This is a genomic window from Achromobacter sp. (assembly GCF_050285585.1).
In the GTDB taxonomy this organism is placed as follows: Bacteria; Pseudomonadota; Gammaproteobacteria; order Burkholderiales; family Burkholderiaceae_B; genus Achromobacter.
Genome location: NZ_JBLZXF010000058.1, coordinates 1 through 12,438 on the forward strand (window position 1 = coordinate 1; position 12,438 = coordinate 12,438).

Below are 12,438 nucleotides of genomic sequence, written 5' to 3' on the forward strand. Positions count from 1 at the left end.
CAGCATGCTCTGATCGAACTGCTCTGCGGTCACCCCTGCCCGCTTGGCAGCGTAGTGCCATGCTTGCAGCCCACGCGTCGACATGCCCAGCTGGCGAGAGGTCCGCTGCAGGCTCGCTCCCAGATCCCCCCACCGTTGCGCCAGCGCGCCGACGCCGGCAGCCCCCGCTAGGCCGACAAGCGCCGACATGCCAGGGATGATGGACGAAATTCGATCAGCAGCGGTCCGGGCACCCTGCGAAACCGAATTCAGACTGGATGTAATCTTGCCCAGCGCGGTCGCGCCGGTCTTGCCCACGCTTGTCAGGCGGCCAGACATCCGCGCCGCTCGATCCCCAATGCGCGAGAACGAGTTGCCGACCTTATTGCCCACCTTCGAGGCGTTATCTATCGCCGAAATTCGGAATGCCAGTTCATTGGCCATGTTGTGCCTCCACGCGCTCTGCCATGACGTGCCACCACCGCAGTTCACTCAGCCGTAGCCGGAGAACCTCACGCGGCGGCCAGGCGTAGAACTTCGCCACCGCCGCCGTCATCAGCTCCCAATCAGGCACTGGCCGGACTACTTTCCCGCGCCGGCTTCCTCTTCTTCGGCGCCAATCTCGTCCTCGTCGTCGTTCATGAACGAAGTCAGGTAGTTGGACGCCTTGGTGAAGTCCCGCGCGCCGACGCGGTTGACCACCGCGATGGGCAACGTCGAAATCTTGGCGATCAGCTTGCGCAGCGCATCTCCGGCGTCCTTGGCGCTGTCCTTGTTGAAGGTGAGAAGTTCTTCTACCACCGGCTCGCGCAGGAGCATTTCGGTGAAGGTCTCCGCATCCGCCCCCTGGCCCAACGTGATGGCTTTGCGCAGGGTGATCGTCAATTCATCAGGAATTTCTTTCTTCGGCATATCAGCTCACGGTCTGTTCAGAAACGAGGGGGCCTTCGAACTTGACATCGAAGGTGGCTTCGGTCGTGTCAACTTCCTGCGCGTCAACGCAGGCCATGCTGCGCCCAACCACGGTCTTGCCGTTGGCGAGCTGCAGTACCACCGTCGCATTGCGCATGCGGTTGAAGTCGTAAACCGTCAGATTCCCAGCGTCACGGCAGGTGAAGGAAATCGAGCCAGGGACCGGCATTTCCTTGACCCCGTGATATCCATCCTGGCCCACCAGGCTGGTGCGGGTGACTGTGGAGGGGCTGTACTTTCCGGCTCCCTCCAACATGTAGGAATTGCCGTCCACCGAGATTTGCGCGGTGCCGGCCAACAGATTCGCCATAATCGGCTCCTATAAATGAAGACGCCGCCCGAAGGCGGCGCTATGCCACAGCCGCGCGGGTTTACGCGCTGGCGGCCTCGCTGGCCAGCACGATGTTGCTGAACTGCATGAGCAGGGCGAAGATGCGCAGCTGATTGATCAGGATTGCCGGATACAGCACGTCCACCCGGTTGGGGTTGGTGCGGTTCTGCTCCACGATCAGGCCCTTGGCGAACACGTCAGCCCCCTGCACCCAGCCGTTGTCGTCCTGCATGGACTGGTAGTCCGCCGTCAGGTCGGCCCGAATGGTACTGGGCGTCACGATGTTGGATCCGGGCGCCGGCCGCGTGCCGTTGGCCGCCAGCTTCTTGCGGGCGTACTTGGACGTCACCACCAGCTTCAGGCGCCGCAGGACCGCCGTCAACGTGTTCATCGTCTCAACTTCCAGATAGCTGTTGTCCGGCTGGCCGAACGCGTTCAGCTGGTAGGTCGTGATGAGGTTTTCGATTGCCACCGTGCCGTCGTCTGCCACCGTGAATGTGCTGATGCCCGTATAGAGCAGCGTGTTGCGGTCGGTCAGCTGGAACCGCGACTCCAGCGGCGGCGGCAGGAAGCTCGCCAGCGGAACGGTTTGCATCGGCTGGGCCGGATCTGCGCGACACGATATCGCCGCCGCTGCCGTCAGATCAGCGGCCAGAATCCACGAGGGCGTGGGCGAATTGTTGAAGCCCATGATGGATACATGCTCGTCGTTGCGGGTGGAGCCAAAGGTATGGCATTCACCCAGCGTGCCGCGGAAGCCGCCGTAGGCGTGCCCATACAGCCCCTTGGACCAGCTCCAGCGGCCGGTCGTCGTGGACAGAAACGCCTTGACGGCATTCAGCGACGCGGCGTCGTTGTACGGCATGGCGATGAAATCGAAGGTCATATCGCCCAGGTTGGCCAGCGCAGTGGTCAGCGTCGGGTTGACCTGTCCGCCGGACATCGGGGTGATGGTGACACCCAGGCCGGCCGGGAGCACCTCGCCACTCAGTGCGCCGTAGAAGTTCAGGCGCACGTCGATGTCGTTGCCCGCCAGCCCCTTGTTCTTGGCCGTCAAGTTCACCTTGGTAGCGGACTCCGCATCCACCTCGGCCAAAACCGGTAGATCAGCGGCGGCGTTGATCTGCGCCGCCAGCGCCGTCGCAAGTTGAGCGGTCGTCATGCTCGGCGTGCAGACCAGCGACACTACCGGCGAACCGGAGAATGCCGCGATATACAGGGACAGCACGCCGGTGGCCGTCGCTGCCGCAGTGAAGCTGATTGCGCCCTTGGCTTCGGTGGCCGAGGCATCGTCTGCCACCGGGAGATACCAAACCTCACCGAAGCTGTCACGCGCGCGATAGACGGCCGTCATGAGCGCCAGCATCGAACCCTGGCCGCCCAGCACCTTCGCCTCGTTGGCGCCCTGGGAAATCGCCGGCTTGCCCGGAACCGCCGTGCCTGCGGTCGTGATCTGGCCGATAATCAGCGCGCGCTGGTTGATCTGACCGGTGTTCGCGCGACTCGGGTCGATGTCAGCGAAGAACAGCGGAACCCGCAAATTCTGCGGAACGTTGGGAAACTGGATCATTTACTTGCCCCCTTATTGGGCAGTGCCGGTGGCACCTCGTTGGTGGTCGACGTCCGCGCGCCAGGGGCGTCCGCTTCGACCACGTCGCCGTCGCGCATGCGCGCCGCCCAGTACAGGTCGTTTTCGTCCACGGGCATGCCCTCGTCGGGCATGAACTGTTTGCGTACCGGGTCGAACACCTTCAGGCCCGGACGAGGTTTGATGTACATGCGAAGCTCCTATTGCGGAAGGTCGATATCCAAGCCGGGAACGGTGGTGCCGTCGGGCATTTGAATTCGCGTATCCACCCCTTCCAAGGGATTGGTCGGCACAGGGAAAAAATCCTCCGGCCCCTGCACGAACTCCAGCCCCAGTTCCACCAGCACCGAGCCCAGATGGTGCCCGGCGTCTTCCGGGCCCGGCGCGATGCGGGTGCGGAAATAGGAGAACTGGTTGAGTTCCTGCATGAGCGGCGGGTAGTTGATGACGGCAGCCTTGATTTGGTCCCGTAAGGATTCCAGCTTGACCAGCAAGGCAGCCGCGCCGGCGTCGTCCGGCTCGCCAGGGTGATCAGCCCTCGCCTCGACAACCAGCGCCGAAGTCACCGTGAACGCCGGAGCGCCGCTTCGACCGAACGAAACGCCGTCCTCATCGTTCGTGCGCACGAACAACACGGGATACTCTCCGTCCCAGGAGGCCTGGTCCCGCGGCGAGTACGCCCGCGCGCCAGCGTCGGTCGTGTTCGTCAGCGCCTGCACTGCCAAGGCGCGAAGTTGGTTTGTCGTGGTCATAGCTTTTTCAGTTTCAGATGTACCCAGCCCATGCCGTCCGGCTGCTGTTCGAAGACAAGGAACGATTCGCCGGTCTTCTTGCGGGTGATGCGGTCGTCCTTCGCGGGCGCCCGCGGCAGATCGGCCAGGCGAAAGCCCGCGCTCGGTGCTGTCGTCACCCACCCGACGCCGCCCTGCCCATCTTGGAACGCCGTCTTGTAGGCATCGGTGAAGACGCCGGGCACGGGCTCGGACTTGCCGCCGCCCACAGGTTGATAGACCAGTTCCTCACCAAACGCGCCGTTAATGGCCTGGTTGACCTGGTCGAAATCAACCATGTCAGCCTCGGCGGATCTGGGGACCGGCGGCGGATCCGAAGCGCGGACCGTTGTCCCGACGAATCACCGGCGCTTCCGGATCCTCCAGGAAGCCGAGCTGCCGCAGGCGCTCTACTTCGGCGGCGGGCAACTCAATCTCTTCGCCTGCCGCCAGCGACTTTCCGTCATCGACCAGCAGCGTGCGACCGCGCGCGACAACGGCCGCCACGAGCTTCGCAGCGGCCGGCCCCTTGTCCTTCTGATTGTTGGCCGCGCTCATCATTCCACCGCCGGGTCGCAGACGTTGGCCGACAGGCACGCATTCACCCGGCTGGGGATGACGATGGGCGAAGACTGCATCATCAGCAGACGTTGCGCCGGATCTTCTTGCACCCAGGTCTTGGGAGCGAACGGCAACGACTGGTAGTTGAAGGCGGGATCCATGATCTGGCCGAATGCGCGCGTGCCCTGCAGGTTCGGGCCGGACATGATCACGTCACCGTCGTACAGCATCGGGCGTTCGGTATCGTTCTCGTCCACGAACCAGTCGTTGTAGAGCCACAGGTCGAATTGGCCCCACTTGCCCTTGTAGACCGCGCCCTGCTTGACCTCGGCCCCCGGGTTGATCACGTTGCCGAACGATGCCTGGGCCGGCAGCACGATGGCGCCCTTCAGGGCCGGATCGAGAATGAAGCCGGCCCACGAGCTGGGCGTGAACACCAGATCCGACGTCGTCGCGCCGGAACGCTTGAGGATGCGGGTCGCCCAAGTCTCGATGTCGCGCGTCGGCGACGCCGTGCCCGCGGCAATGTTGGCGGCGGTCCACTTCCGGTTCGAGGTAAGGGCGACCGTCAAGTCCGATGCGCGACCGAAGTCCACGATCACGGTTTCGAAGCCCTCACCTTCGATGGTGACCTGGCCCAGACGCAGCGCGCTGGCCGCCATCCATTCCAGGCGACGGGTCAGGATGTCCACCTGGTCGGTCATCTCAGCTTCGAGGTTGGCCATCTCGCGCTCGATGCCCTTCAGGTCGCCGCCGATGCGCTCGCCGATCATACGGCGGACCGGCTTGAGCAGATCCGGGGCGCGCTTGTCCTTGATGTAGGCCGGTTTGAAGGTGTTGGTCTGGAAGCGGCGCTGCTCGACCAGCTTGCCTTCGACCAGGGGCGAGACAAACGGGGCCATGCGACGCTTGCCGATGTCGACGTCGATGGCAACCTCTTCGCTATCGGACGTGATGATATTGGGGAAGAACCTGTCCAGCAGGAAGGACTGCGCGGTTTTCAGGTTCGGAACGACCTGGATCAGGTCGATGGTGCTATAGACCAAATTGGAAGGCATTCGTCATCTCCGTAGAGTGTTCTGGCGATCTGAAGAAAAAAAGGCCCCGCTGGGCGGGACCTCTCTCGTGCATTGCGCGTGGTTCTTAGATCGGGTCAGCCGCCGAGACCGACGACTTGACGTGGATCGCGTACTGGCGCAAGGCCGCGGTCAGCGCGGGCAACGTCCAGCTCGGGTCGTAATGCAGCGCGCGGCCGTTCACTTCCACCTGGACATATGCGCCGGCATTGACCGGCCCGGCCGTGGCGTCCGCATGGTCCGCCAGAATGGCCGAGGGAACCTGACTGCCGTCGCTCGCGCCTTTCGCCGAGAGAACGAACTGGCCGACCGCGTCGTTGACGTCGATCACGAACTCGTCCCCGGCCACGAATGCGGTGGCGCCAGCGGCGATGGTGAACCCCAGGCCACCCTGGGTGTATGCAGTGCCTACAGTCGCATTCGCGAGCGTGGTTCCTTCCGGGTCGACCACCTTGAAGGTGGTGGCGGCAGTGGCGGTCAGAAGGTAGTTTCCCAGCTTGGCATCGGGGCCGACCGTGACGGCACCGATGGTGCCATTGCCGGTGTTCTCGTCAGCAGCCGTGGTAACCGCGGTGCTACTCGTGATCATGCCCAGGACCGATCCGCGCGGCAGCTTTCCGGCGGCGAGAATGATCGGTTGCGAAACGATCTGCAGACCGCCGGCGATCAACTGATCGGGAATGTAAACATCGGCCCGGATGCCGGGCTGTTGGGGATTGTTCCCCACGGAATTGATGGGAAGCGTCATAAGGAATACTCCTGAATAGCTGAATTGTGATGATCAAGCCTCGCCGCGGCGCTTCTTGGCAGCTGCGACGATCTTCTCGGCCAGGGTCATCTGAACTTCGCCACCACCCGATCCCGGGTTGGGCACGTTCGCGCCCTGCATGCGCTCGGACAGGGTGCGGCGCGCCGGCGGCGCCTGGTCCGCCCTGCCTGCGTCCAACGCGGCGATAGCGGCGTTGGACGACATGCCCGTGTCGAAGGCAAAAACGCAAGCCTGTCGCGCCACGCCCAAGCGCAGACCGTGCGCCACGATGCGGGCGCAGCGTGCCCGCTCGGCCGCCCTGGCGGCCTTCTTCGACGAGTCCTTTTCCTTGTCGTCGCCGTCGTCGTCCTTTTCGGCGTCCGGGTCCTCCCCGTTTTCCAGCACGTCGTCGCGCTCGTCGTCTTCACGGTCACGCTCTTCCATGCGCCGGGCATAGTCCTCGTCGGACTCGCCCTCCCGCTGCTTGCGGTCGTCGTCCGGCTTGTCCTTGTCGTCCTCGTCGTCTTGTTCAGCGCGGGCGCCTCGGGCGCGCCCCAGGCCCAGCAACGAGGCGAAGGGGGCAGAAGCGAAGGTTTTCTTCTTCATTGCAGTAGTCTCACAGGTTGTTTACCGGCCCAGCAGGTCCAGCAGTTCAAGAAAGGCGGCGTCGGGCGCCATGACTGCGTCCGCCAAGCCGCGGCTGACGCCGGCCGCCCCCATGAAGCAGGCGGCCTGTGTGTCGCGCACGGATTCGGGCGCGATGTTTCGATTGCGGGCGACCGTCTCCACGAAAAGCTCGCCCATCGTGTTGATCTCGGCCTGGACACTGTTCAGCGCCTCCTCCGAGAGGGGAAGCTCCGGGCGGAAGTCCGCTTTGTGGCTCCCGTACGTGATGAAGGTCACCGCCACTCCCGACGCCGTCAGCGCCTTCGACAGGTCGACGTGCATCACAATTACGCCGATGGAACCGACGCCACCAGTGCGCGGCACGACGACCCTGTCGGCGGCGCTGGCAATCGCGTATCCCGCCGAATAGGCCGACTCCGTCAGGAGCGCCCATATGGGCTTGTCGCCCCGCAGGCCATAGATGGTGTCGACCAGGTCGAAACAGCCCGCGACCTCGCCACCCGGCGAGTCCACGTCGAGCACAATCGCCTCGACGGCCGGATCCGCGTGAGCGCTCAGGATGCTCTGCCGGATGCCGTCATAGCCCGTCATGCCCGAATAGGGGCGGAGCGAGCCCAGCTTCTGCACCAGCGTGCCATGCACCTTGATGCAGGCGACCGGCGTATCGCCCACCATGTCATAGCCGGCGTCGCGAATCGTCTCGCCGGGTTTGGTCAGGTCGTCGTCATAGTCATCCCAGGCCATCGGGCGCAGGTTCGCTCCGTCCAAACGCATGATCTGGCTGACGCCCAGCCGCTCGGCGAGTGCGGCCATGATGACCTCAGCCTTGTCCTGGCGAATTGCCAGCGGCGTGTTGAACAGCCGCTGGCCCAAGTGCGCAAAACGCATTTATTTTTCCTCCGGTACTTGGACTGCGTCTTTCGAGTCCGCCCCCTGGAGCACTGCGGGAATGGGAAGCCCCAATCGCTCGTAGCGTTCCATTTCGATAGCACGACGGTCGGCCACATCGCGCCAGTCGGTGCCGGAGATCTCGGCGCATTCATCCTCCAGCGAAGACATGCCTCCATCGATCCCGAGCAGCGCGCCTTGGCGCTCCTTGACGATATCCACCAGGCCGCGGCCGGGCCCCATCCACTTAGCTCGCGCATACGCCGCGCGTGCCTCGATGAATTCAGGCGCGTTTCGTGGCATCGGATAGTCATCCACGTCCATGGATTCCTCCAGCCATGCGCAATAGATCGGGTGCGCCTGTCCAGACGCAAAGCCGATCCGTCGGCGGGCGAATGTCTTCCATGCCTCCAGCATCGCGGACCGATAGGCGCTGTAGTTCACCTCGGCCCAGTTCTGGCTGATCTGCTGTGCGGCCAACCCAGTCCCGGCCGAAAAATGCCGCAACATCGCGCTTTCGAACGAGGCGAAATTGCTGCTCGGGCGACTGGAGGCCACCGTGCCGATAGTCTCCCCCGGGTACAGGTGCGTCATGCCGACATCGCCCATGCGGGTTCGGCGCTCTTGGTGGAACTGCGAACGCTCGCGCTGGTACGCGCTGACCTTGTCCGAGCCGGACAGGGCTTCTTCGACCAGATCGGGATCGAACGGGCTTTGGATATAGGCCGCAAAGAACGCGTTGATGATGGCCGCATCCAGTTCGGTGCTGTCGTACTTGATCAGCATCTTGAACCGCTGGATCACCGGCGTCAGAAAGCCAACGCCACGGTGCTGCGACGCCCGATCATGGTCGAAGCTATGCACCACAATCGGACGCCCCCAATCCGTCTCTCGTGGGATACGGTCCCACCGCACGCTATCGCCCGCGCTGAACCAGTCTCCCTGATGAGCGCGCCGAATGTGATACCAGGTCGGAACGCCGTAACTGTCGACCTCCACGCCTCCGCGTAGCGCCTGCTGATCGAAGTTCTGCTGCGGATTCGAAAGACGGTCCGGGTCCATGATCTGTACGGCCGTTGCATAGCGGGCGCGCCCCACCCCGATGCGCTGCGGCAGCCAATGCAGCATCGAGAGCGAGTCGCCGTCGATGAGGTGATGTCGAAACCCCAGTTGCATCATTTGGGGGAACGACAGCATCCGCTCCGAATCGCAGTAGAAGGCAGGATCGTTCGCCCACGAGCGCCAGTTGGCTTCCACGGCCTGGCCAAATTCATCGGCCCAACGGTGATCGAACGCCTCGATGCCGGTCACAGTCCGCAGCCATCGATAATCGGGCTTCGAAATCGGCCGGAAATCAGGTCCGATGACGTTGTCGACGGTCCGCATCACCGCGGCGGTCGCCCAGCCGTCGTTGCGGATCAGGTCACGCGCACGCGCCGCGAGGCGGTCGCGATACATGTTGACTTCACCGTCCGGAGACCAGAGGTATGGTTGCCAATCACGCACGTGGCCGCCGTTCTGGTCGGCGGCGTCATAGGGCGCGTTGCTGCCTGGCGCCAACATTGCCCCGCGACGGCGAACAGCAGGCAACGGCTTTCCGTGCCTGTCGAGGATAGAGATAGTGTTTTCCATCAGCGCATCACGAAGTTGATCTGCCGGCGCGCCCGAGGGGCGATGCCAAGCAGTTGCTGCAGGAGGGCAATTTCGCCCTGGAGCCTGCTCATATCCGCCGCCCTGTAGGTGACCGACTTAGATCCGTCCGACTGCGCGTAGCTGGCCGCTGCAACCTGCTTCCCGGTCAGGAGTTCAAAATAGGCGGCCCTCAGGGCGGCCAGCCGCGCCTGCATTTCCGCCCTGCTCATTCCGTCATAGACGCTCATTGCGTACCTCGTTATGCAAGTTTGCTCACACGCGAGCGCCCTGGCGCAGCCGACTTGACCCGCACGGAGGGACCGCCCTGGGCTGCGCCAGCCTGCGGCGTCGGCGCTACAGAGACTTCGCCCTCAGGCAACGGCGGCGCACCATGCAGAACCTCGGCCAGGTCCTCGACGGTCCGATTCAGCTTCAGACCGAAGTGGATCAATGCACAGAGCGCGGCATAGGCGTATACCCGGCAGTCCAGCGCCTCGTTGGCGCGTCCCGAGGGCAATTCCCAGACGCGGTACTTGTGCCCGCTCGCTTCCTTGACCACGATTCGCTCGGACGTGAGCTGCGCGTAGTAATTCAGATCGCGATCCGCGGGAAAGTGCATAAATCCCGGGCCCGGCGCGTCCTTGTTCAACCGATTCCGGATGGTGTCCTTGGCGGTGTTCACGCCGATGATGGTCGGGCGATAGGTAGCCTTGTTTCGGCGGCTCGGGACCTTCGTCGGCCAGACCGGCGAGCGCTGTCCATTCCGCGCGGATTCCCCCTTGATCGCATAGATTCGACGACCCAAACGGGCCTTCGCGAACTCGTAGACGCGCTGCGTGTTGTGGCCGCCGGAGTCGATACACGCGGACGACACGTTAAACGGCCGCCCGTCGTGGCGATACCAAGTCTTCAGCAAGTACGCATCTACGCGTGCCCACAGTTCGGGTGTCTCTGGATCGCCTTCGAACACCTCGTAGTCGATGGACCAGCTTTCCTCGTCTCGCCCCCAGCCGACCAGTTCACATTCCACACGGTCCGGCTGCACGTCCAGGCCGGCAGTCAATACCCCGACGCCGAAGGGAACTTGCGCAGCCCATAGCTCGCCGCGCGATGCCAGCGTTTCCAGATCCAGATCCTTGCCGCTGTGTGCCCGATAGGGCATGCCCATCTGGGTGTTCCACCATGCCTGCTTCAGATCCTCGTCATCCTTTGCCGCCAACCACTTCGTCGCAATGTCCGATGGCTTGTCCTTGCTCCAGGGGGAATAAAGCTTGCTGGCCTGAAAGCCGGCATGCTGGTTGTCCACGGCCCAAGTGCCGCAGTCTGGACACTTCACGCGATACACGGCGTGTCGCTCACTTGCCCACCAGTCCCACACGGCGTCCACCGCCGTAATGCCGCCACTGCCAGGGTCCCTGGCCTCGGCATCGCGCCAGGCGCGGTCGTACATGTCCAGGGGCACGTGACGGCTGCCGCAGCAGTTGAAGGGGCGCGTCTGGTGCCAACGCACGGTGCGCAGCGTCATCAGACGCTCGCCTTCCGACCACCCCAGACCACACGCCTCGCAGAAGATTCGTGCGGTCCTGGGAAAATGCTCCAGCACCACGCCCTTGTCGTCCTTGCGCTTCTTCCAATCGACGTGACGGAAGAAGTCCAGAAACTGGCGATGGCCGCACCCGGGACAGCACACGGAGGCGCGCCGCTGGTCCGAAGACAAGTAGCTTTTCTCGATTCGGCTTTCGTCCTGCACGGTCGGCGAGCAAGCCCGGACCGACAACCAGTTGGCGCCGAAGCTCGCCGTACGCTCTTCCGCAAGCGAGATTGGATCGCCCTCCCGGGTGACAGGGTACTTGTCGACTTCGTCGGCAAGAATCACCCGCACCGGCCGGCGCGCCAGGTTGTCAGGACTGCCGGCGCCCGCCAATGCCAAAAAGCCCCCAGGGAATGACTTGAACAGCAGTGTTTCGTCGGCAGTGCGTGTCTTGCTGGATCCCACCAACTCTCGCAGCACCGGCGTCACCCGCACCATGGGGTTGATGCGCTCCTTGCTGAATTGCTCCGCGGCGTCTTCCTTAGGCTGCAGCAGCAGCATCGGGCAGGGATCCAGGTGGGCGAAATACCCGAATATGTTCTCCAGCAACGCGGTCTTCAGCATCTGCGTGCTGACCATGGCCGTGATGACGTGTACGCCGGGTTCCGTCGGTGCGAGCATCGGGCCGCGCGCGACCTCCACAGTGCTGGTCGACCAGTTCCCCGAGGTACTACCGGCCTCCTTCGCCAGCTTCCGATATCGGTCCGCCCATTCCGGCACGCTGATGCGCGGCGGCGGCGTCCACCCCTGGCGAGCAGCCCGCCACAATGCGGCCTGCTTACCCTGGGCTGAAGTCGGCGGCGGGTTCGCCAAGTTCTGAGATTTGTTTGTGGACATGCGCAGTCAAAGCCTCGGTGACCCGGTCGGCCTCTTCCAGCCCTAGCTCGGCGGCCAGCAGCGGACCAATCTTCGCGGGCCAGTTCAGCCATGCATCGCGCTGTCCCCGAAAGGCTTCGAAAAGTACGGCCTGGGCTACGGCAAGCTCCACCAGCGCCCCGGATTTCTGTTCGTATTCCAGCTGCCGCAGTAGCGCCAGCCAGTTCTCCTTTCGACGCAGGGCCTCGGCGTAGTCAACGCCGTCGCCCTCGTTCAATAGCCGGTCGGCAACATCCTCCAGCGAGTCCCCATCCTCAACCGCCGCGTCGCTGGCGCCCTGGGCGTCAACCTTCTTTCGACTCGCCGCTGGCATCGAGGGCGTTGCCGCAGACTTCGCAGCAGTCGCATTAGCCTGGCGCCATGGAGTGCCGACCAGGGCCGGCTCGATGGTTCCATCCTTCCTCGCCTTCAACCGGCCCTGCGTGATCGCGCGCCGCACCAGCGTGTCGGAGCAGCCTTCACGGCGGGCGAATTCCCGGATAGAAAGACCCTTTTCCGCTTTCGCCACGGTGCGAACACCTCCCAAAGTCCTGTTCGCACCGAATTCCAGGCGCGATTTCTCACGGCGAGAATCCCTGCCAGCCCGCGTGGGCATTGCGTTTCGGCTGATCGCGCGAACATGGCAGTGCGAACCAAAGTGCGAACACCAGTGCAAACAGGTGTTCGCACCCTGAAAATCCCCGAATGCCGCGTGGATACTCGCTTGCGGCGGTTTTGGCGCTCCGGTGCGAACAGGTGCGAACACCTTTCACACCTTGGCGCTGGGCCCAAAACGCGGCGCGCAATGCCCGCGTTGCTT

General features: G+C 63.7%; 17 protein-coding genes. All 17 read right to left on the reverse strand.

Annotated elements, in window-relative coordinates; translation table 11 throughout:
• A partial coding sequence (locus ACN6PJ_RS29965) for a hypothetical protein (RefSeq protein WP_427999319.1) occupies window positions 1-423 on the reverse strand: 423 nt, incomplete at its 3' end.
• A 138-nt stretch (window positions 424-561) separates the two neighbouring features.
• Entirely contained in the window at window positions 562-891 is a 330-nt protein-coding gene (locus tag ACN6PJ_RS29970) for a phage tail assembly protein (RefSeq protein WP_123786955.1), read from the reverse strand.
• A gap of 1 nt (window position 892) precedes the next feature.
• On the reverse strand, window positions 893-1,261 hold the full coding sequence (locus ACN6PJ_RS29975) for a phage tail tube protein (RefSeq protein WP_123786954.1): 369 nt from the start codon (window positions 1,259-1,261) through the stop codon (window positions 893-895).
• A gap of 61 nt (window positions 1,262-1,322) precedes the next feature.
• Entirely contained in the window at window positions 1,323-2,852 is a 1,530-nt protein-coding gene (locus ACN6PJ_RS29980; RefSeq protein WP_427999320.1) for a phage tail sheath subtilisin-like domain-containing protein, read from the reverse strand.
• Entirely contained in the window at window positions 2,849-3,061 is a 213-nt protein-coding gene (locus tag ACN6PJ_RS29985; RefSeq protein WP_054481008.1) for a DUF2635 domain-containing protein, read from the reverse strand. The genes ACN6PJ_RS29980 and ACN6PJ_RS29985 overlap by 4 nt, the downstream gene beginning before the upstream one ends.
• 9 nt (window positions 3,062-3,070) lie before the next feature.
• On the reverse strand, window positions 3,071-3,622 hold the full coding sequence (locus tag ACN6PJ_RS29990) for a hypothetical protein (RefSeq protein ID WP_054481010.1): 552 nt from the start codon (window positions 3,620-3,622) through the stop codon (window positions 3,071-3,073).
• On the reverse strand, window positions 3,619-3,939 hold the full coding sequence (locus ACN6PJ_RS29995) for a head-tail joining protein (RefSeq protein ID WP_054481013.1): 321 nt from the start codon (window positions 3,937-3,939) through the stop codon (window positions 3,619-3,621). The genes ACN6PJ_RS29990 and ACN6PJ_RS29995 overlap by 4 nt, the downstream gene beginning before the upstream one ends.
• 1 nt (window position 3,940) lies before the next feature.
• Window positions 3,941-4,201: a hypothetical protein gene (locus ACN6PJ_RS30000; protein ID WP_123786951.1), complete on the reverse strand. Its 261-nt coding sequence runs from the start codon at window positions 4,199-4,201 to the stop codon at window positions 3,941-3,943.
• Window positions 4,198-5,259, reverse strand: coding sequence for a major capsid protein (locus ACN6PJ_RS30005; protein ID WP_054481018.1), 1,062 nt, complete (start codon window positions 5,257-5,259; stop codon window positions 4,198-4,200). The genes ACN6PJ_RS30000 and ACN6PJ_RS30005 overlap by 4 nt, the downstream gene beginning before the upstream one ends.
• A gap of 85 nt (window positions 5,260-5,344) precedes the next feature.
• Window positions 5,345-6,025 (reverse strand): head decoration protein, encoded by a 681-nt coding sequence (locus ACN6PJ_RS30010; RefSeq protein WP_054481021.1) that lies wholly within the window; start codon window positions 6,023-6,025, stop codon window positions 5,345-5,347.
• A gap of 33 nt (window positions 6,026-6,058) precedes the next feature.
• The gene (locus ACN6PJ_RS30015) at window positions 6,059-6,631 is read right to left on the reverse strand and encodes a hypothetical protein (protein WP_054481022.1); all 573 of its coding nucleotides are present in this window, start codon (window positions 6,629-6,631) and stop codon (window positions 6,059-6,061) included.
• Window positions 6,632-6,652: 21 nt separating this feature from the next.
• The gene (locus ACN6PJ_RS30020; RefSeq protein ID WP_054481025.1) at window positions 6,653-7,540 is read right to left on the reverse strand and encodes a S49 family peptidase; all 888 of its coding nucleotides are present in this window, start codon (window positions 7,538-7,540) and stop codon (window positions 6,653-6,655) included.
• On the reverse strand, window positions 7,541-9,172 hold the full coding sequence (locus ACN6PJ_RS30025) for a phage portal protein (protein ID WP_201011575.1): 1,632 nt from the start codon (window positions 9,170-9,172) through the stop codon (window positions 7,541-7,543).
• On the reverse strand, window positions 9,172-9,420 hold the full coding sequence (gpW, locus tag ACN6PJ_RS30030) for a gpW family head-tail joining protein (protein WP_054481029.1): 249 nt from the start codon (window positions 9,418-9,420) through the stop codon (window positions 9,172-9,174). Before gpW ends, ACN6PJ_RS30025 begins: the two co-directional genes overlap by 1 nt.
• A gap of 11 nt (window positions 9,421-9,431) precedes the next feature.
• Window positions 9,432-11,600 carry a phage terminase large subunit family protein gene (locus ACN6PJ_RS30035; RefSeq protein WP_082401378.1) on the reverse strand — a complete coding sequence of 723 codons (2,169 nt, stop codon included), beginning with the start codon at window positions 11,598-11,600 and terminating at the stop codon, window positions 9,432-9,434.
• Entirely contained in the window at window positions 11,542-12,147 is a 606-nt protein-coding gene (locus ACN6PJ_RS30040) for a hypothetical protein (protein WP_277757127.1), read from the reverse strand. Before ACN6PJ_RS30040 ends, ACN6PJ_RS30035 begins: the two co-directional genes overlap by 59 nt.
• Window positions 12,148-12,199: 52 nt before the next feature.
• Window positions 12,200-12,438 (reverse strand): hypothetical protein (locus tag ACN6PJ_RS30045; RefSeq protein ID WP_427999321.1); only part of this gene is annotated, 239 nt, incomplete at its 5' end.